This window comes from Hymenobacter sp. (assembly GCF_035709525.1).
Lineage (GTDB): Bacteria > Bacteroidota > Bacteroidia > Cytophagales > Hymenobacteraceae > Hymenobacter.
In genome coordinates this window covers 1-20,647 of the sequence record NZ_DASTEP010000104.1, presented here as the reverse complement: position 1 = coordinate 20,647, position 20,647 = coordinate 1, and the positions used below count along the sequence as shown (strand labels likewise).

At 64.7% G+C, this 20,647-nt stretch carries 13 protein-coding genes; 4 read left to right on the top strand and 9 right to left on the bottom strand.

From position 1 onward, the window contains the following. On the top strand, positions 1–1,944 hold a 1,944-nt coding region (locus tag VFO93_RS08800), incomplete at its 5' end, for a T9SS type A sorting domain-containing protein (protein WP_325133992.1). A gap of 135 nt (positions 1,945–2,079) precedes the next feature. On the opposite strand, the gene VFO93_RS08795 is transcribed toward VFO93_RS08800, so the two are convergent. The 9 genes from VFO93_RS08795 to ispF all read right to left on the bottom strand — a co-directional run bounded on the left by VFO93_RS08795 (position 2,080) and on the right by ispF (position 16,677). Further along, positions 2,080–2,346 (bottom strand): hypothetical protein, encoded by a 267-nt coding sequence (locus VFO93_RS08795; protein ID WP_325133991.1) that lies wholly within the window; start codon positions 2,344–2,346, stop codon positions 2,080–2,082. A 336-nt stretch (positions 2,347–2,682) separates the two neighbouring features. After that, the gene (locus tag VFO93_RS08790) at positions 2,683–9,762 is read right to left on the bottom strand and encodes a hypothetical protein (protein ID WP_325133990.1); all 7,080 of its coding nucleotides are present in this window, start codon (positions 9,760–9,762) and stop codon (positions 2,683–2,685) included. Between the two features lie 445 nt (positions 9,763–10,207). After that, the gene (locus VFO93_RS08785; protein ID WP_325133989.1) at positions 10,208–11,260 is read right to left on the bottom strand and encodes a hypothetical protein; all 1,053 of its coding nucleotides are present in this window, start codon (positions 11,258–11,260) and stop codon (positions 10,208–10,210) included. Between the two features lie 27 nt (positions 11,261–11,287). After that, the gene (locus VFO93_RS08780) at positions 11,288–12,310 is read right to left on the bottom strand and encodes a HipA domain-containing protein (protein WP_325133988.1); all 1,023 of its coding nucleotides are present in this window, start codon (positions 12,308–12,310) and stop codon (positions 11,288–11,290) included. After that, positions 12,307–12,684, bottom strand: coding sequence for a HipA N-terminal domain-containing protein (locus tag VFO93_RS08775; protein WP_325133987.1), 378 nt, complete (start codon positions 12,682–12,684; stop codon positions 12,307–12,309). The genes VFO93_RS08780 and VFO93_RS08775 overlap by 4 nt, the downstream gene beginning before the upstream one ends. Then, entirely contained in the window at positions 12,620–12,793 is a 174-nt protein-coding gene (locus VFO93_RS22345) for a helix-turn-helix transcriptional regulator (RefSeq protein WP_414653566.1), read from the bottom strand. Before VFO93_RS22345 ends, VFO93_RS08775 begins: the two co-directional genes overlap by 65 nt. A gap of 154 nt (positions 12,794–12,947) precedes the next feature. Continuing rightward, on the bottom strand, positions 12,948–14,321 hold the full coding sequence (locus VFO93_RS08770) for a lactate utilization protein B (RefSeq protein WP_325133986.1): 1,374 nt from the start codon (positions 14,319–14,321) through the stop codon (positions 12,948–12,950). 104 nt (positions 14,322–14,425) lie between these two features. Next, positions 14,426–16,099, bottom strand: a complete 1,674-nt coding sequence (locus tag VFO93_RS08765; RefSeq protein ID WP_325133985.1) for a M28 family peptidase — start codon at positions 16,097–16,099, stop codon at positions 14,426–14,428. 95 nt (positions 16,100–16,194) lie between these two features. Next, on the bottom strand, positions 16,195–16,677 hold the full coding sequence (gene ispF / locus VFO93_RS08760; RefSeq protein WP_325133984.1) for a 2-C-methyl-D-erythritol 2,4-cyclodiphosphate synthase: 483 nt from the start codon (positions 16,675–16,677) through the stop codon (positions 16,195–16,197). A gap of 311 nt (positions 16,678–16,988) precedes the next feature. Between ispF and VFO93_RS08755 the strand changes: the two genes are divergently transcribed. The 3 genes from VFO93_RS08755 to VFO93_RS08745 all read left to right on the top strand — a co-directional run bounded on the left by VFO93_RS08755 (position 16,989) and on the right by VFO93_RS08745 (position 20,558). Beyond that, positions 16,989–17,603, top strand: coding sequence for a TetR/AcrR family transcriptional regulator (locus VFO93_RS08755; protein WP_325133983.1), 615 nt, complete (start codon positions 16,989–16,991; stop codon positions 17,601–17,603). A gap of 51 nt (positions 17,604–17,654) precedes the next feature. Next, complete coding sequence (locus VFO93_RS08750) at positions 17,655–19,304, top strand: TolC family protein (protein ID WP_325133982.1); 1,650 nt, start codon at positions 17,655–17,657, stop codon at positions 19,302–19,304. A 120-nt stretch (positions 19,305–19,424) separates the two neighbouring features. Continuing rightward, entirely contained in the window at positions 19,425–20,558 is a 1,134-nt protein-coding gene (locus VFO93_RS08745; protein WP_325133981.1) for an efflux RND transporter periplasmic adaptor subunit, read from the top strand. The last annotated feature ends 89 nt before the right edge of the window (positions 20,559–20,647 follow it).

The following is a 20,647-nucleotide window of genomic DNA, read 5'->3' as shown; positions in this document are numbered from 1 at the left end:
GTGAGCGGGGCCGCCACCCAGACGCTGACCCAGACCCTGAGCACGGGCACGCTGGCGGCGGGCGCCACCCAAAACGTAACCGTGGGCTCGCTCAACATGAGCGCCGCCGGCACTTACACCTTCGCCCTCACGGCCACCGTGGCCGGCGACCAGAATACCGCCAATGACGCCCTGGCCGCCCCGGCTACCCGCACGGTAGTGGCCCCGGTGGCGGGCACCATCGTGCCCAGCCTGGCTTCCATCTGCGTGGGCGGCACCGCTACGCTCACCCTCACCGGCGCGGCCAATGGCAGTGTGCAGTGGCAGCAGTCGACTGATAACGTAACGTTTACCGACATCAGCGGGGCTACGTCGGCCTCCTACACCTCGGGCGTGCTCACCAGCACTACCTACTTCCGGGCCCGCACCAGCTGCAATGCCGCGGTGGCTACGTCCAACGTGGCGACCATCACGATAACCAACCCGCAGGTAGCGAGCACCAACTCGCCGCTCAGCATTTGCGCGGGCAGCACCGCCACGCTCACGGCCACGGCCACGGCGGGCAATACGGTGCGCTTCTTTAGCGCGGCCACGGGCGGCACGGCCCTGGCCACCACCACGGCGGGCAGCTACACCACGCCGGCCCTCACGGCCAGCACCACCTACTACGCCGAAGCCTTCACGACGGGTAGCCGCACGGCGGGCCTCAGCGATAACAGCGCCAGCAACGGCACGTTCAGCCAATCGTCGCTGACGGACTACCCGCTGGGCTTTGCCGTGACGCAGGCGGGCACGCTGACGTCGGTAGATGTGTACCCCACAGCCGCCGGCACGCTCACCATTCGCCTCTACAGCGTGGCGGGCACCCAGCCCGGCGGCACGGCTACCGCCGTGGCCGGCAGCAACGTGACCATCACGGTAACGGCCGCGCAGGTGGGCACCCGCGTAACGGTGCCCCTGAACTACGCCCTCACCGCCGGCGACTACAAGCTCTCGAACGCCACCGGCGCCCTGGGCCGCTACACGTCGTACACGGGCACGTATCCTCTGGTTTCGGCCGATGGCGTGCTGAGCGTGAAGGGTTCCTACTCTTCGGCCACGTCGACTACCTACTCGAACACGACCTACAATAGCTTCTTCAACCTGACCTTCAGCAGCGAGTGCGTGAACTCCACGCGCACGGCCATTCAGGTAAATGTGACGCCGGGGGCTGCGGCGGGCTTCAGCTACCCGGCCACGGGCGGCAACTGCGCTGGCAGCACCGGCACGGTGGCCGCCACGCTGGCCAGCGGCGCCACGGCCGGCACCTTCACCTCCACCACGGGCCTGACCCTCGACGCGGCCACCGGGGCCGTGAACCTGGCGACCTCCACGGCCGGCACCTACACCGTCACCAACACGGTGGCCGCCACGGGCGCGGGCAGCTGCCCCGGCACGGCCACGGCCACCATCACGGTGAACCCCACCCCGGCCCAGCCCACGCTCACGGCCACCTACAACGGCACGCAAACCACGCTCACCTCAAGCGCGGCCACGGGCAACCAGTTCTACTTCAACGGCAGCCCCATCGCGGGCGCTACCGGCCAGAGCTACGTGGTGAATGGCTCGGCCACCACCTACGGCCCCTACACGGTAGTGGTGACCAACAGCTTTGGCTGCGCCTCGCCGGCCTCGGTGGCCACGGTAGTCACGACCACGCGCGCTGGCATTGCCGGGGCTAGCGTGCGGCTCTACCCCAACCCCACGCCCAACGGGCAGGTGACGCTGGAAATGAGCGGCTTCCGCTCGGCCACGCAGCTGGCCGTAGTCGATGCGCTGGGCCGCGTGGTGCGCAGCCAGGCGCTGCCCGCCACTACGGGCGTGGCTAGCCACGGGCTCGACCTTTCGGGTGTGGCTCCGGGTGTGTACCTGCTGCGCCTCACCAATGCCGACGGCGTAGAAACCCGCCGCCTGGTGCGCGAGTAGCCCCCGGCATCCTAAGCTGAAAAAGCCCCGCTGGCACGGCCAGCGGGGCTTTTTATTTGCCGAATGGTAGCAGTTGAGAAGAGCAGGGTAGAGGTGAATGCCCGCGCCGGGCTGCCGCAGCTGCGGGCGAGCGGGCTAGCGGCCATAGGGCCGGGCGGGGCGGCGGTCGTAGCGGTGCTGGGCTTCCCAGCGGGCCCGCTCCAGGGCCTGCTGGCGCTCGCGCTCGCGCTGAGCCTGCTCGAAGCGGGCCCGCTCACGCTGGGTTTGCTCGTAGCGGGCGCGCTCGCGGGGCGAGAGGCGGCGCGGGTCGCGGTCGCGGTCGTGGTCGAGGGGAGAGGCCGAGGCGGCGGTAGCCAGGAACAGGGCGGCGGCGGCAACGAAGGAAAACAGGGGGGCTTTCATGGCGATAAGGGTAGTAGGTGGAAGGAAAGAAAAGAGCGACGCGTCTGACCTTCCAAAGGCAAGCGGAGTGCCAGGCCTGCCGGTAGTCAGCTGGCAGTCAATTGGCTGAATGTTTTCAAGCAATTGAAAAACAAATAGTTAATTGTATTTAGCCAGTTAGCCATATCGACCAACGCCCCAACTATCCCGCTCGACTCCCACCAGCGGCGGTACGCCGGCGCTGGCACACGCGCCTTTGCGAGCGCCCCGGGTGCCAACGGAAAGGGGGCGCGCCTTGCTGGTCGGCAAGACGCGCCCCCTTGGGGCCTGCTGGCTGGCACCCGCCCGGCGGGCGGCCTACTCCTTCGTTACCTTGAGGGTGTAGGTGGTGTGGGGCAGGGCCACGTGCAGAATGTACAGGCCGGGGGCCAGCTCGCCGAGGTCAGGTAGCGTCGTTTGGCTGGGGCCGGCGGGCAGCTCGCCCAGGCTTTGGGTGCGCACTACCCGGCCGCGCGCATCGGTGAGGCGCAGGGTGGCGGGGCTGGCAGTGGGCAGCTGCAGGCGCACCGTGAGGCTGGCCCCGAAGGGGTTGGGGGTGGCGCTGAGCACCTCGGCCGCGGCGGGTGCTACGTGCAGCGTGCGCACGGCCGAAAAGCGCTCGCGGCCGTCGAGGTCGAGCTGGCGCAGGCGGTAGTGGCGCAGGCCGGGCTGGGCGGCCTCGGGGTCGAGGAAGGAGTAGTCGTGGGCGGTAGTGCTGCTGGCGGCGGCCGGGGCCACGAAGCCGAGCGGACGGAAGCTGCTGCCATCGAGGCTGACTTGCACCTCAAAGCCCGCGTTGTTGGCTTCGGAGGGCGTGTGCCAGTTTAGCACGGCCCCGCCGCTGCCCTGGTCGGTGGCGGCCACGCGCGTGAGCGTGGCCAGCGGTGCGCCGGCGGCGCGCGCCGCGCTATTGCCCCAGCTGCCGATGGCAAACACGCTCAGGCGCGACAGCCCCTGCGGGCCGGCGAGCGAGCGGGCCCCCTGGTCGAGCCCCGAGGCATACAAGTCGTAGCTGCCACCGTTGGCGGTGCGCTGGGCCACGAGCTGGTCGGTTTCGTTGGCTATCCGGCCCAGCAGGGCGGGGTCGTAGTACAGGGTGGGGGCGTAGGTGTAGTTGTTGCCGCTGTTGTTATCGTTGCTGAGCGCGAAGTACACGTTGGCAAAGCTGGCCCCGCCGGGGTAGGGAGTGGGCGGGTTGGTGCCCGAGTAGTAGCGCACGGTGAGGCCATTGGGCAGCGAGCCATTATAGCCCCAGGTTACGCGGGCCAGGGCGCGGCCCCCCAGCCAGAAGGTTTGGGTGCTGCCCCGGCTGGGCCGGCCCGTGGTGGCCAGTTCGGGCGGGGTGCCGGTGGGCGTCACTTCAAGCGCGCCGATGTCGGGGGCGCCGGCGGCCACGGTGGTGGGGCGCGGGCTGCCAGTGTAGTCGGTGCCGAGGCCCGGCAGCTGCACGCCGGTGCCGTTGGTGTACCAGGCGGCGGGGCCGCCCACGTTGATGGCCAGGTCGCCGCCGTTGGCGTTGCCAAAGAGGCTGGCGGCCGATATCACCGTGTTTTGCTCGCGCATCGAGCTGCGGTCGCCGCCGCTGCCGGTGGGCTGCGCCCGCTTCCAGCCGCTGAAGTTGAGCGTGGTGCCGGCCCAGCTGCCTACCTCCGTGCTGTCGCTGGTAAAGAACAGGTTGTAGTCGGATGTCGCATTGGAGGGCGTGGCCGTGGCCGCCACCCAGCCCGTGGCCGAGGCCGTGCCGATGGCCAGGTTGAGGCCCCGGCCCCGGCGGTCGTTGTAGAAGATATTATTGCGCATCAGCAAGCCCGCCGTGGTGCTGGCCCGGTAAAAGGCATAGGTGTCGGACGGCCCCTGGCCGCCCAGATACACCGAGTTGTAGGCGTAGGTGTTGGCCGTGCCGTTTTCCAGAATGCCAAACGCCTGCGGGGCTGCCGAGGCGCTGGCTGGCACCGACAACTGGTTGTTGGCCACCGTGGTGCTGGTGCCGCCGTTGTGCAGGGCCACTACCACGTCGGCAGTGGCGCCCGTGCCCGCGCTGGAGGCAAACAGCCCATAGGCGCGGTTGCGGGTAATCTGGCTGCCCGCGCCGGCGCGCACCAGGTTCAGGGCGCTCACGTAGTGATTGTTGGTGCTGCCGGTGGCCGTGGCCAGGCTGCCGATGTTGTTGAACTGGTTGCGCTGCACCGTCAGCTGGCCGGTGCTCTGGCTGAGCAGGCCCACCGTCTGGGTGTCCGAGCTGTTGTCGTCGTCGGGCACCGAGCGGTTCAGCAGGCTGCTCACCAGGTTGGCCACCACGGTGTGCGTGCCGCCGGTGCCGGCCTTAAAGTTGATGCCCGTTAGGTACAAGCCATCAGCCGGATTGGGGCCGGTTTGCAGGTTCACCAGCTGGTTGTTGCTGATGGTCGACGCCGCCGACGTGCCGATGCTGATGCCGTAGGCGTCGTAGTTGACCACGATGCCCCGGCTGCTGGTGGCATTGCCCACCAGGTTGCCCGTTACCGTCACTACCCCCGTCGATACGTTGATGCCGAAGGTCGAAGACGTTTTCGAAGTGTTGGTAATGGCCTGGATGGTATTGCCCTGCACGGTGCTGGCCGCGCCCGAGCCCACCGCCAGCACAATGCCGCTGAAGCCCGACGACACATTCATGGTAGCGCTGGCCCCGCCCACCACGCTGCCCCCGATGAGGTTGCCGCTCACGGTGCTGCCGCTGCCCCCGCCCGTGAGCGAAATGCCCGTGACGGTGCCGCTGAGCGTGCCCGTGGTGTGGTAAAACAGGTTGTTGCTGACCGTGTGCGCGCCGCCCGCATCGAGGCGCACGGCGCACAGGGCCGTCGAGCGGCTGCCCTGCTCGTAAAAACTGTTGCCCGATACGGTGCAGCTGGTGCTGTGGCTAACGGCGTAGAAGCCATTGCTGGAAAACTCGTGCACCAGGCTGTTGGTCAGCTTGGTGCCCGAGTTCAGCACCGCGCTGTTGGCCCCGGCCGAGAAGAGGCCGTTGGCGTAGCCCGCCGTGGTGGCGTTGCCCACGGGGCGGATGTTGAGGCTGTTGAACGTGTTGTCGTTGTTGCCGGTGCTGCTGCCGCTGCCCAGCAAGATGGCCCCGCTGCTGGGGTTGTTGTTGCTGCTTTCCACCAGCAGGTTGGTGAGGGTGTTGCCGCTGGCATCGGCCATGAAGGCGAAGGTGGGCGCGCCGCTGGTGTAGTTGCGAAACAGCAGGTTTTGCGAGCTGCTGCCGGGCTGCGCCCCCGTCACGGTAACGCGGTCGGCCCCTACCAGCCGAATGAGGCCCGCCATGTTGGTGGCCACCCCGCTGATGGTGCGCAGCTGCCCGTCGGAGCGGATGGTGAGCGTGTAGCTGCCGTTGCTGGGCGCGCTCAGGGCTACCGCCCCGGTTTCGCTCGCCAGGTCCGAGGTAATGGTCAGGGTGGTATTGCCTTGCAGCACGCCCGCGTTCAGGGCCTCGAAAGCGCCGCCCGCGTTGGTGAGCGAAGTATACGTCTGGCCGGCTCCTACCAGCAGCGCCGTGGGCAGCGCCGCGCCCGGCGTGGTCGTGCCGGTTCCTGTGCCTGTACCCGTACCCGTACCCGTACCCGTTCCGGTACCTGTACCCGTGCCCGTTCCAGTACCAGTGCCCGAACCCGTGCCCGGAGTGGTTGTCACGGGCGGCGTGGTGATGACTGGGGCAGTGATGGTGAAGGAGTTGATAGCCGCGCTACCCGCCGCGCCGAGCGGAAAGGCTGCCGCCTTGAGGTCGACGCTGCCGGGCACGGTAGCCAGCGCGCCGGCACTGAGGGATACGTTGGGCGTGTTGGCCATGTCCTGCGCCACCACGAAGTACTGCACCACCATACCCCCCACGATGGCCGGGCCGTTGTACAGCGCATTGTAGTCGAGCACGAAGCTGTAGGGCGAGCTGCTGGTGCTGGCCACCGCATACTTCCAGCCCGGCGTGTTGCTGGTGTTGTCGTTGAAGACGTTGGCATCGGTAGCGAGCTTGTAGTACAAGCGGGGCCGGGTATTGGGGCCGCTGGCCACGCCCGCACCGGGGGCCGGGTCGGTTACGCTCACGTTGGCCAGCGTGGGGTTAGTGGTCTGGGTGGTGTTGGCCAGCGGGGCGTAGCTGATGGCCGGGCCCACCTGGTCGAGGTAGGTGTAGCCGCCCTCCAGCGCCCCGATGTCGGGCGTGCTGCTGCTGCGGGTCGCGCCGGCGTAGTCTTTGGGCAGGCTGCTCAAGGGCTGCGCGCCGCCCGCCGCCGGCGAGGGCGCGCCGATGCCAGGCCGTAGAAAATTGCTGCTCAGCATATTGGTGCTGATAAAGCCGACCGACTGGCTGACGGTGCGCTGCTCGCGGCCGTCGGTTGTGTTCATAAAGGTGCGGTAGGCGGCCAGGGTGGTCAGGGCGTTGGTGGCCGCCCCGCTGGTCAGGCCTTCAGCGTAGAGGTAGCGGCCAAAGAGCAGGTTGTTGTTGAGGGTAGAGGCCAGGTTGGCGGGGGCAATGCCGGGCGTGCCCGCCGTGGTGCGGCGCAGGGCCACCGCCAGGCTGGTGTTGCTGGCCGTGGCCGTGTTCACGGCCAGGTTATTGCGCAGGTCGATGGCCGTGGGCGCGCTGCCAAAGGCAATGCACGCCGAGCCAAAGCCGTAGCCCGAGCTCGTGCCATCGAGGTACACGGTGTTGTAGTAGAGGTTCAGGCTTGCGCCCGCGTTCAGGTAAATGCCGGTTATCGACTCGGGGTTGTTGGCCGCGCTCGCGTAGAGGTTCGCAATCAGGTTGTTGTGCAGCGTGAGGGTAGCGCCGCCCGCCACGTAGATGCCCCACACCACGCTGCCGGTGCCGGCGTCGGCGCTCAGGTTGCTGATTTTGTTGCCGTAGGCGCTGGCGGGCACCGCATTGGCCTTGCCCGCCAAAAACAGCCCGCACACCGTGGCCGAGCGGTTGGTGGCAGTCAGGTTGCTGAAGGTATTGCCGTAGATGCTGCCGCCCGCCAGGTTGCCGGCCGGGGCGAGCGGGTCGGTGAGGCTGGCCGTGGTGCTGAGGCCCACGATGGTGCCACTGCCCATGAGGCTCTGCACGGTATTGCCCGAAATGACCGTGTTGGCGCCGGCGCCGCCCGCAAAAATGCCCGTCAGCGGCGCGTTGCCGGTCATGATGGTGCCGCCGCTGGCCAGCAGCCCCACCGTGTTGTTGGTAATGACCTGGGTAGTAGCCAGGCTGGGGCTCGATAAAATGCCGCCGAACGGCGACGCGAACGCGCCCGAAGTGCCCGTCAGGTTCAGGCCCGTGATGCTGTTGCCGCTGATGGTGTGGGTGCCGGCCGCCGTGGGCTGGCCCGCGTTGAAGTAGCCGTACACCGTGGCCGTCGAAGAGCCGTCCTTCGTGAAGTTGCGCAGCACGTTGCCCTGCACCAGCATATTGGGGCTGGCCGAGGTAGCATTGATGAAATACACCTGCCCGGTCGAAGCCACGCTGCTGTTCTCGTAGCGGTTGTTGCTGATGGTCAGCAGCCCGCCGCTCGTGCCCGTCGCCCCAATCAGCGTCAGCGCGCCCGTGCTGTTGCAGTAGCTATTCAGCAGCGTGTTGTTGCTCAGCTGCAAGGTCGAGGCCGTGGCCCCGGCGTTCAGCACCCCCGCAAACGACGAGGTGAAGCTGCCCGGGCTGCCGCCGCCGCCGTAGCTCAGCGTGTTGCCGCTCAGCGAGGCCGCGCCGGTCAGGGCCGCCAGGTTCACGGCCCCTTGCAGCGAGCTCGAGGTGGTGCCCGAGGTAGTGCCCAGCCACGGAAAGCCGAGGCTGTTGCCGTCGATGGTGGTAGTGCCGCCCACGGTGCCCGCCGCCTGGTTCACGATGCCCGCGAGCTGGCCCGTCACCGCGCCGCCCATCACCGTGGTAGCGATGGCGGTGGTGTTGTTGGTGATGGCCAGGTTGCCACCTACCGGGCCGGCATTGCCCAGGGCCACGGCGTCGCCCGTCAGGTTGCCGTTGGCAGCGGTGAGGCGGTAGCTCACGTTGTTGCGGCTCATTGTGAGGCTGCCCATGGCGCCGGGGCTGGCGCTGTACACGCCGTAGCAGTCGGCATCGAGGCGGCTGTTGGTGCCGCTCAGGGCATACGTCACCCGGTTGCTGCTCAGCGCGGCGGTGCCCGTCACGGCCCCTGCGTTGTACACGCCGTAGGTGGCTCCGCCGAGGCTGCCGCCGCCGGTGGCGCTCAGGTCAAAGTTAGCCGAGTTGTTGTTGAGCTGGAGCGTGGCCGTGGCCCCGGTATTGGCCAGCAGGTAGCGCGGGCCGGTGCTGCTGCGGCCGCTGCCGGCCGCCAGCGTCAGGCTCACGGTATTTTCCTGCACCGTCGTGGTGCCGGTGCCGTCGAGGTCGGTCACGATGCCCGTTACCGGGCTGTTGTTCAGCTCCTGCCCGATAACGATATAGTTGCGCACCACCCGGCAGCTGGCATTGCGCCCCTCGGTAATCTGAATGCCGAAAAAAGCATTGGCGCTGGGCTCGCCGCCGCTGCCGGCATTATTCAGCGAGTTAAAGCTCACGTTGCTATCGTCCTGGTTTACCAGCCGGATGCCGTAGGCCGGGGCCGCGTCCAGGCCCCCGAAGTTGACGATGGTGTTGCCGGTAGCCGACGCCGTGCCCCCGATGTCGTTGTCTTGGTCGAGCAGGCTGTAGGGTGCGTTCTGGTCGTCGTAGCCCACCAGGCAAATGCCCGCCTGCGTATTCAATATCGTGTTGCCGTAGAAGTTGTTGTACGAGTTGGTGCCGCTGGCGCTGGTAGTGGCCACGGCCGCGCCCGCCACCGTGGTGCTGGCCCCGTAAATGCCGTAGATAAGCCCCGAGGTCGAGTTGCTGCCCGCCCGGTTCAGCGAGACCACGCAGTTTTTGATGGTGTTGTACTGGCAGCCGTTGGTGGCCGAGGCCCGGAAGAAGGCGTAGCCAAACTCGGCCGCCGCCGCCTGCCCGGTGTGCGAGCTGGGGTCGAGCAGGTCGATGCCGTCAAACGTGACGTAGTCGGCCCCCGCCAGGCGCACGATGGCATCGGTGGTGGTAGAAGTGCCCACCGGCGCCACGATGCGCGGGTTGCCGCCCACCCCCAGCCGCTGAAACACGATGGGCCGGCTAGCCGAGCCCTGCGCCGTGAGCGCCGGCAGCGGGCTGCTCAGCTGGTCGGTGTAGCCGGCCAGCACCAGCACCGTCACGCCCCCCGAGGGGTAGTTGGCGTTGATGTCGGTAATGGCCGCCCGAAAGTTGGCGTAGCTGCCCGGCAAGGTCTTGACGGCCTGTGCCCAGGCCCCGCTGCCCGGTAGCAGCAGCGCCAGCACAACCAGCAGCTTTTTCCAATTTTCAGCAAATGCTTTTTTCTGTTTAACCGGGGTTTCTGCTTGTAATGTGTTTAACATAAGGAAGGTAAAAAGCAGCGCGGGTAGCCTTGTAGGGTATAACATCCAGCGGCAGCCCCGCCGCCCGGACGCACCGAACAGCCGAGCTTTGCAGCAGCACACAGGAAAGTGGGTGGGCTGGCACATCGAACCGGCCCCAGCCGCTGTAAACCAGCCAGCTGGCGGCCACCAAAGTGCCAAGAGGGTAGAGTGTTGGCAAAACCGGTAGGGACACGCAGTTTCGCGGGCTAAATATAAGCTCGTGTAGTACTTTAAAGCAATTGCTTATAATTCATGCAAGAAGCTCACGCTGGTACATTCCCAAAAAGAAGCCCCGCTGGTGAATGCCAGCGGGGCTTGGGGTAGGATTATGCCAGGAATAAAAAAAATACTTGCAATCCACTTCAATTACTTGCGTCCCATTTGAATTTCACTTAAGCTGCGCGGCTAGCGGCGGGCCAGCCGGCTACCGCTCCAGCGGCGGCGTCATCAGCAGCTCATTCAAAAAAGCCAGCGCCGGAGCGTAGCGCCGGCGGCGGTCGGCGTAGTGCTGCCAGGCGTCTTCCTCGCTGGGGCGCAACGGCAGGCCGGCGGCGCGCAGCGCGCGCCAAGTGGCGGCAAAATCCTGGCGGCCGGGCGCGTCGGCGGCCTGCTCCTCGGGCGGGCGCAGCTCGGCGGGCTCGGTTTCGGCGGTGTGGTCAAAGAAGCGATAAACTCGATTCAAAGCCAGCACGCCGGCCTTGAAGGTAGTTTCGACCTGCCGCGAGGGCGCCGCGTCGAGGGCCGAGAAATGCAGGTTGGCCGCGTCGAGGATGAGGCCGGCCGCCATCACCCACGAGCGCCCGCCTTGCGGCGACCGAAAAAACGCCAGCACCGGCAGCGAGGTGTGGCTTTCGTCGATTTCAACCAGCCATTTTTCCCAGTCCAGCCACTGCGCGTCGTCGCGGCTGAAATCGGGGCCCAGCCATGCCAGCAGCCCCGCCGCCGTGGCCGGAATACCCGCCCGCAATTCCACCTGCGCCACCACGATTTCGCGCCGCGAAAACGCTTGGTACAGCGTCGGCAGGTAAGAAATGAGCAGCGTGAGCAGCAGCAGCCCAATGGTGGCCTCCGAGTAGCTGAATACGTTGACCGCCAGCCCACTCTCCGAGGTAGTGCCCAGCGTGAGCAGCGAGCTGCCGCTGAGCTCGTAACTCTTGGTGAAGTCCTCCACACCCAGCGCCCAGTAGATGGCCGAATAGCCCACGCCCACCAGCGCCAGCCACCCGATGGGCAGCGCCACCAGCGCCACCGGCGCGTAGTGCGCCAGGATGCGGTCGCGCCGGGCGTAGGTGGTAGCGCGCCGCGCCGCGAAGTCGAACAGCGCCCGCACGCCGCCAAACACGAACATATTGAGCCGCACCGACTCGCTGCGCGGCAGCACAAACGAGCGGATAGCGCCCGAAACCGTCGTAATAACCAGCCAGATGCCGGCCGCGCCCGCCAGCAGGCGCAGCCCATACTCCACAGTAGTTGACATAACCCGTTGTACGGGCCCGGCGGGTTTCTAGCCGCCCGCCAGCGAATAGCGCAGGCGCTGGCGGCGGCCGGCGAGGCTGGCCGCGTAGCGCGCCTGCATCTCAGGTGTCATAAAAGAGCGGCTGAGCAGCTTGTCGATGGCCGCTTCGTGGCCGGCCATATCGGCCAGCACCCGCCGCACCCGGCTGGGCGGCAGGCCGATGCGGATGCCAAATTCCAGAAAGTCATCGTAGGCCAGGTAGGCGTTGGCCGCGAAGCTGGGCGTGGCGTAGTCATCCGCAAAAAGGTCGAGCGCGAGGCCATTGCCATCCTCTACGTGCAGGCTGGTATTGAGCAGGTCGTAGGCGGGCGTGAGGCGGTATTCGCCGCTGGGCAAGCGGTAGAGCGAGAAGTTTTTGAGGTGCGCGTCGCCGTTGCTGACGAGGTAGTTGAAGAGCGTAAGGCGGAAGAATAAAGTCAGCTGCTCGACGTAACTGCCCGGCAGGTGGCGGCGAATGAGCCGGCCCATTTCTTCGTGGCTAAAATCGTACTTGTAGTTGTCGCCGTGCTCCATCTCGGTGCGCCCGCCTAGCTGCGCAAAGTCTTCTTGGGCCAGGCGCGCACCATTGGGTAGCACATCGAAGCGCCGCGTCAGGTAGGCCGGGCTGCCGTCGGCAAAGCGCATCACCGCGCACGCCGCCGTGGGTAGCTTGAATACCTGCCGGGCCAGTTGCATGGTGAAGTGCTCGTTGGCTGGTAGTTCGGCCACGTGGCGAAAGCGCGTGGGTGGCACGGGCTTGAGGATGTATTGCCCGCCCCGCGCCGTAAGGACCAGTTGTGGGGTACTTTTCTCTGCCAGCCGCAGCGAAAATTTCTCCTGCACGCCCGACACCGAAATCTGGCGCGTCAGCTCGTGCAGGCGCTTCATTTCCTCATAAGTAGCCGTAGCTGGGGGCGCAAAAGGTAGTACGACTGGTACTGCCCCGCCATCGAAAAGCTCTTGGCGGCAAGCTTCGCAAAAATCCGTTTCTGCTTTCTTGAGGTGGCGCAGGCAGGCAACGCACGTAGTCATGGCTTGGGCAAAAGCGCGCGCACCGTTACGCCGCCGATGGTTTCGGTGTGCGCCGTGCGCAAAAGCCGGGTAAAATGGTCGTGTTCATCAATTTTCAGCTCTTGGCACTGTATCTGTTTGGCCACGCCTTCGGCCAGCAGACCGTAGAAAAAGCTGAACAACACCGGCGAAACAAACGCGGCTGCCTGCTTTGGCAACGTCAGGCTGACGGCGGGCAGGTCGGTTTGCAAATAGGCCGGGTCATAACGAAAGCTGTACTGCTGCCCGGTTTTCTGGAGAATACCCGCTAGCTGGTCGTTGAAAAAAACTTCAGCGGCTTGCGGTTTCATCGGCTTTGGGCGCGAGCGTAAGGGTAAGATGAAGTACTGTCGCAATTTTTGCCAACTGCCGCATTCCTGGGTTGGCCCGGCCGGCCTCCAGTTCCCGCAACAGGCGCACCGATACGCCGCTCAGTTCAGCAAGTTCTTGCTGAGTGAGGCGCATTCGTTGCCTGTGCTGCGCAATAATGCTTCCGAGGTTAGGCATTATGTTGCCTATTTAGGTTTTTGCAAAGGTGAATTTAGCAATAATTGATGATATAGGGCAAAATATTGCCTATTGCCTCCGTGCTAATGGCAGCTAGACATTGGCTACTTTGCTACTGCCGCCCTTTCCACAGCTCCCGAAACGACTTGTCGGCCACCCGCAGGCTCTCGCGGCGCTTGCGCCAGCCGGCATGGTCGAGCAGGTAGCCGAGGCTGAAATCTTTGAGGCGGCCGGGCAGCACGTCGAGCGCCCAGCGGTGGCGCATGCTCCAGCGCCAGAGGCCGATGGCTGTTTTCTCCACCAGCGTGTTGTGGCCCTCGCGCACGCTCTCCTGACGGTTGAGCAGCAGCAGGTTGTGCAGGTTGATGCGGACCGGGCACACGCTGGTGCACGCCCCGCACAGGCTGCTGGCAAAGCTCAGGTGCTGGTGCTCCTTCAGCCCACTCAGGTGCGGGCTAATGACCGAGCCAATCGGCCCCGAATAGGTCGTTTCATAGGTATGCCCGCCGATGTTTTTGTACACCGGGCACACGTTCAGGCACGCGCCGCAGCGGATGCAACGTAGCGCCTCGCGGCGGTCGGGGCGGGCGAGCAGGTTGGTGCGGCCGTTATCGAGCAGGATGACTACCATCTCCTCCGGTCCGTCGGGCTCGCCGGCCTGGCGCGGGCCGAAGTACACGGTATTATAAACCGTTACCTGCTGCCCGGTGCCGCTAGTGCTGAGCAGCGGCCAGAATAAATCGAGGTCGGTGAGCTGCGGAATCAGCTTCTCGATGCCCACCACCGCGATGTGCAGCTTGGGGAAAGTAGCCGACAGGCGGGCGTTGCCCTCATTTTCGGTTACGGCCACGCCGCCTTCCTTGGCAATCAGAAAGTTGCCGCCCGTGATGCCTACTTCGGCCGCCGTGTACTTGTCGCGCAGCAAATGCCGGGCGGTGAGTACAAGCTGCTGCGCATCGTCGGTGTGCGCGATGCCGAGGTGCTTGACGAAGATGTTGGCGATGTCGGCCTTGCTCAGGTGCATGGCCGGCGTCACGATGTGGTAGGGCCGCTCGCCGTTGAGCTGCACAATGTACTCGCCCAGGTCGGTTTCGACTGACTCTATGCCTTTGCTTTGTAGATACTTATTGACGTGGATTTCCTCCGTCGTCATGCTCTTGGCTTTCACCACCGTGCGCGTGTGGCGGGCAGCAGTGAGGCGGCCGATTTCGTCCAGCGCCTCTTGGGCATCGCTGGCCCACACCACGCGCCCGCCCCGCGCCGTGAAGGCGGCTTCGAACTGGAGCAAGTAGTCATCCAGCTTTTCGAGCACGCCGGCCTTGAGGGAGGCGGCGCGGGCGCGGGCCAGCTCGTGGTCGGTGTAGAGCTGTAGGCCGGCGCGCACGGCCGCGTCGTACTTGCCGATGTTAAAGCGGATTTTGCGGCGGTGTTCGAGGTCGAAGGCTTTGGCTTCGGCGTCGGTTTGGAAGGCGGTAGACTTTAGCATTTCGCGCAGTGTTTCGCAGTGTTAAAACGCAGTGTTTTGGGGTGTTTGCTCAGCACTGCGGAACACTGCGCTTTAACACTGCGAAACACTGCGCGAAAAATTACCTACGGTTTATTAGAATCAACTATCGGCCGCTCCTCCCGGTTCGCCAGCTCCCAGGCCGTGTAAAACACGAGCCGCGCCCGCGCCTCCATCTTGCCAAACTCGATTTTATCGACCTCGTCGCTGGCCTCGTGGTAGTCGGCGTGTACGCCGTTGAAGAAGAACGCCACCGGGATTTTATGCACCGCGAAGTTGTAGTGGTCCGAGCGGTAGTAGAAGCGGTTGGGGTCGTTGGGGTCGTTGAAGCGGTAGTCGAGCGCCAGGTTGCCGTGCTGCTGGTTGGCCCGCTCCAACACCGCGTGCAATTGCGAGGAAAGCTTGTCCGAGCCGATAACGTACACGTAGTCCGCCTTGCCCTCGTGGGCTGCGTCGGTGCGGCCTATCATGTCAATGTTGAGGTCGGTGATGGTATTGGCCAGCGGAAAAACCGGGTGGTCGGTGTAGTACTGCGAGCCCAGCAAACCCTTTTCCTCGCCCGTATTGGCCAGAAACAAAATGCTGCGGCGTGGCCCGTGCCCCGCGTGCGCGGCTTTGGTAAAGGCCTCCGCGATGGCCAGCATCCCGGTCGTGCCCGAGCCGTCGTCGTCGGCCCCGTTGTAGACCTCGCCGCCGATGATGCCCAGGTGGTCGTAGTGCGCCGACACTACCAGAATCTCATCCTTCTTATCGGTGCCTGGCAAAAAGCCCAACACGTTCTCGGTGCCCACCGCCGAGCGCTCCTGCGGGGCCGAAATGGTGAAGCGCACCGGCTTGAACTTGTTGGCTACCGGCGCTTTGGCGGCAGCAGCCTCTTTCTCATACGCGGCCACGGCGGCGGCCGACGTGCCCAGCATCTTATCGGCCAAGGCCGGCGATACGAAAAACGACGGCGCCCGCCCGCCGCTCGCCTCGGCCGGCGCGATGATGGGCTGCATCACGCGCGGCGCAAGCCGGCCCATGAGCTTGGCGAAGTTGGAGTTGGGCGAGTAATCCACGAAAAACACGCTGCGCGCCCCCTTCTGGGCCGCCAGCGCGGCCTTGGCCCGGAAGTCCACGCCCCACTTGGTGGCGTTGCCATCGGGGCTGAGCACGGGGCCGCCCTCGGGCGTGTGCGGCTCGCCGAGCAGCACTATCAGGTCTTTGCCTTTTACGTCAACGCCCTTATAATCAGAGTACGCGCCCTGCTCGATGCCGTAGCCCACGAACACCGGCTGCACCGCCGTAGCCTGCTGGAAGGGCGAGCGCCCGAAGGCGTAAAAATCCTCCAGCCACTTGTAGCTTTTGCCGCCCACCGTGAGCGTGCCGCCCGGCTGCCAGGCGCTGCGCTCCAGGCTGAACGGCTGCAAGTAAGGGTTTTCCTTGTTGGAAGTTACCGGCGCTACCAGGCTATCAAGCTTGAATTGCTGGCTGATGTAGGCAGCGGCCATTTTCTGGCCCTTGGTGCCGGTTTCGCGGCCCTCGTACTCGTCGGAGGCCAAGATGGTGAGGTCGCGCCGCAGCTTGTCCTGCGTGATGTAGCGCTCGGCGTAAAGCGTGGCGTAGTCGGCCGCGGGGGCGGCTGGGGCCACTTTCAGCGGCTTGGCGGGGGCGGCGGCCGGGGGCACGTTTTTGACCTTGGTCTTGATTTTAACCGGGCGCTGGGCCAGGGCGGTGGCCGGCAGCGCCAGGCCGGCGAGTAGCAGCAGGGAGTATTTCATAAATAATGTAGGGTAAGCTTTAGCTTGCCAGCGAAAGGGTAGGGTAAGTTCTGATTGACAAGGGAAAGGGTAGCGTAGAAAAGGCAAGCTAAAGCTTACCCTACACGCTGTATCAGCACGGTAGCGTAGGCGGCCACGCCCTCCTGCCGGCCCACAAAGCCCAGCTTCTCGGTCGTAGTCGCCTTAATGGAAATGTCGTCCACATCCACGCCCATCACCTCGGCCAGCACGCGCTGCATGGCCGGAATGTGCGGGTTCACCTTGGGTTGCTCCAGGCAGATGGTCGAGTCGATGTTGCCGACTTCGTAGCCTTTTTCGCGCAAAATCCGCATGACCTCGGCGAGCAGCTTTTTGCTGTCGATGCCCTTGTACTGCGCATCGGTGTCGGGGAAGTGGAAGCCGATGTCGCGCAGGTTGGCCGCGCCCAGCAGGGCATCGCAAATGACGTGGATGAGCACGTCGGCATCGGAGTGGCCGAGCGCGCCGTGGGTGTGCGGCACCTCGATGCCGCCGAGCCAGAAGGGCAGGCCCTCTTTGAGTTGGTGAACGTCGTAGCCGAAGCCAACGCGGATTTTCATGAGCGCAAGAACTAGGATGGGTTGCAAAGGTACCGGCTGGCCGCAAGGTGCCCCGGCTCACCGCTGAGGTTTAAAAATATTAGCAATTTTATGCTAAAATATTGAGCCAAATTATTTAGCTTTGTCGCGCTAAGCCGAGTAGCCGGAAAACAACTGCTGGGCCTTGCTAGGAAAAAATAGTCAGCTGCCTAAAGTAATTCGGAAGTAGAGGCGTCATTGAAGCGGAAATAGGCTCTGGGAGGTAAGAAGAAAGAAACTTTGGAAACTATGAACTCACTGAAAGTTTCCATTGTATCTTTGCGGTGCCAAACATGGAAAACAAAGACCGCATCCTGACCCGCGCCGGCGCGCTTTTTTTGCGCAACGGCATTAAGAGCGTGAGCATGGACGACATCGCCGCCGACCTCGGCATGTCGAAGAAAACGTTGTACAAAACCTTCGCCAGCAAAGACGCCATCGTGCTGGCTACGATGTCGGGCCACCTTTGCCAGGCGCAGGGCGAATGCACCCGCGTGGCCAGCACCGCCGCCGATGCCGTGGAGGAAATGCTCAACCTTTCGGCCTGGGCCGACAAGGAATTTGCCAACGTGCATCCCAGCATTTTTTACGACCTCAAAAAGTACCACCCCGAGTCGTGGGCGCTGTTTTCGACCCACAAAAGCACGTTCATCCTCGACCAGATAACCCAAAACCTGCGCCGCGGCATTGCCGAAGGGCTGTTTCGGGCCGACCTCGACGTGGAGGTGCTGGCCCGCCTCAACCTGGCCCAGATAGAGCTGGCCTTCGACCCCGACCGCTACCCGCCCGCCCAGTTTAGCCCGGTGCGCGTGAACCGGGTGTTCGACGAGCACTTTTTGCTGGGCGTGGCCACGCTCAAGGGCCACCGGCTCTTCAATAAATACCGCCACATTACGGAAGAAGAATAGGGCGCTTGCCCCCGCTTTTTTTACTCGGACGCTTCTGTCTTTCACATTTTTATGAACAACGTATTAACCGGGGCGCTGCTGGCGGGCCTGGCCCTGGGGGCGGCTGCCCCCGCCCGGGCGCAGGCCCCCACCGCGCAGGCCGGCCAGGGGCCGATGGCCATGAGCCTGAGCCAGGCCGTGCGCTACGCCGTGCAAAACAAGCCCAGCCTGCTGGCTACCCGCCTGGCCGAGCAAACCGCCAAAGCCAAGGTAGGCGAGGTGAAAAGCCAGGGTCTGCCGCAGGTGAACGTGGCCGCCAACCTGGCCGACAACTTCAAGCTGCAAAAGTCGCTGATTGACGCCGGGGCCTTCTCAGGGCCGACGCTGAGCGGCACTACCCTCACGCCGCGCGACATCGCGGCGGCCTCGGCCGGTCAGAGCGTGACCTTGAGCCCGGCCTACGCGCAGGCCGTGGCGCTGCCGCCCCAGGCGCTGGCCTTCGGCTTGCAGTACGCGGGCAATACCTCGGCTTCGTTTTCGCAGATGCTGTTTGATGGCTCGTATCTGGTTGGCCTCAAGGCCGCTAAGGTGTATGAGGAGCTGGCTAAGAAGCAAACCCAGCAGGCCGAAATCGACGTGATTGAGCAGGTGAGCAAGGCGTATTACAGCACGCTGGTGGCCCGCGCCCGCCTGGCGCTGCTGGCTCGCAACGTGCAGCGCCTCGACACGCTACTCTACCAAACCGATAAGACCTTCAAGGCCGGCTTTGCCGAAAAACTCGACGTGGACCGCCTGCGCGTGCAGCGCAACAACCTGGTGGTGGAGCAGCAGAAAGCCCAGCGCCTCACCGAGTTGAGCGTGGCGCTACTCAAGTTTCAGATGGGTTTGCCGCAGGCGCAGACCGTGCAACTCACCGACTCGCTCGGCGCGGCCGTGGTCGATGCCGGCGCGCTGCGCCAGCGCTTGGGCGTGGCCAATTTCAACACCGGGGCCGGTGACCTTAGCCTCGGCCAGGTGCCTACCGTGGCCCCGCCCACTACCGGCCAAACGCCTGCCAGCGAGCCTGTCAATAACACCGGCCAGCCCGCGCAGGCCCAGGCGGCCTTCAACTACAACAACCGCATCGAATTTTCGACCCTCGAAACGCAGCAGGCGCTGGCCGGCCTCGACCTGGCCAACCGCCAGCGCGGTGCCTACCCGCGCCTGAGCCTCACGGCCGCCTACGGCTTCTCGGGCTCGGCCAAGTCGGCGAGCGACTTGTTTGCCTTCCGCGGGCCCGACTCGCGCAACGGCGCCGGCTTTGCCAACCAGAACTGGTTTGGCTTCGGCAACGTGGGGCTGGCCCTGAACGTGCCGGTGTTCGATGGCTTCCGCCGCAAGTACCAGGTTCAGCAGGCCCGCATTCAGCAGAAAACAATTGAGCAGGGCTTCGAAACGCTGCGCCAAAGCATTGACTTGCAGGATGCGCAGAGCCGCACGACGCTCATCAACGCCCTCGACGTGCTCGACAACCAGCAGGCCAACCTGACGCTGGCCGCCGACGTGGCCCGCGTGTCGAAAATCAAGTTTCAGGCCGGCGTGGGCTCCAACGTGGAGCTGATAACGGCCGAAACTGACCTGCGCCAGGCCCAAACCAACTACTACGCCGCCATCTACGACGTGCTGGTGGCCAAGGTAGACCGCGACAAAGCCACCGGCGAGCTGTACCAGCAGGCCAAATAACCTCTAATTCGTTTGTCATGCTGAACGCAGTGAAGCATCTCGCGTGCAGCAGTAAACCCAACGTTAGCCATGATGCGAGCGAGATGCTTCGCTTTGCTCAGCATGACAGCTAGTTTCTATATGAACCTCTCTAACGCTCGTTACTCGCTACTCGCCGCCGCGCTGTTTCTCGCCTCGTGCGGCGGGGGCGACAAAGACCCCAAGGCCGAGCTGGCCAAGCTGAAGGCCGACCAGGCCGCCACCCAGGCCAAAATAGCCGACCTCGAAGCCAAAACCGGGGCCGCCAAAGAAGCCGAAGCCAACGCCGCCGTGCCGGTGTCGGTGATTAAGGTAGCGCCCCAAAACTTCGCGGGCTACCTCGAAGTGCAGGGCCGCGTCGACTTCGACCAGAACGCGACCGTGGGCGCGCGGGCGGCCGGCACGCTCACCAGCGTGCGCGTGCAGCGCGGCGACCAGGTGCGCAAAGGCCAGGTGCTGGCCACCGTCGATGCCAGCATCCTGGATGCCAACATCGCGGAGCTGCGCACCCGCATGGAGCTGGCCAAAACGGTGTACGAAAAACAGGCCGGCCTCTGGAAGCAGCAGATTGGCACTGAGGTGCAGTACCTGCAAAGCAAAAACAACTACGAGGCCTTGCAGCGCAACCTGGCCACGCTCAACCAGCAGAAATCGCTCTACAACGTAGTAGCTCCCTACGCGGGCGTAGTCGATAACGTGCTGCCCAAGCTGGGCGAAACGGTAGCGCCTGGCGCGCCCGTGGTGCAGCTCAACAGCGGCCAGGGCGGCAAGGTATTGGCCGACGTATCAGAAGCTTACGCGGGCAGCATCAAGGCCGGCGACAAGGCGCTGGTAACGCTGCCCGACATGGGCAGCGAGGAAATCGAGAGCACCGTGCGCACCGTGAGCCGCACCATTTCGGCTACCAGCCGCACCTTCACGGTGGAGCTACGTCTGCCCGGCAACGTGGCCAGCAAGCTGCGCCCCAACATGGTGGCCACGGTCCGCATCAAAAACTACGGCAACAACAGCGCTACCGTGCTGCCGGTCGACCTCATTCAGCACGACGAGGAAAATGCCTACGTGCTGGTAGTGAGCAACGACGGCGGCAAAAAAGTGGCTGCCAAGCGCGTCATCAAAACCGGCCAGACCTACAACGGCAAGCAGGAAGTGCTGAGCGGCCTGAAGCCGGGCGACGAGGTGATTTCGGCGGGCTACCAAAACCTCAACGACGGGCAGACGGTGAAAGTCGGTTAGTAGCGCGACGCTCGCCGACCGTGTCGCCTCACGAGACCCCTATGGGGCCGGCCCCCTCTCCGAAAAGGAGAGGGGGAGCCTGACGAACG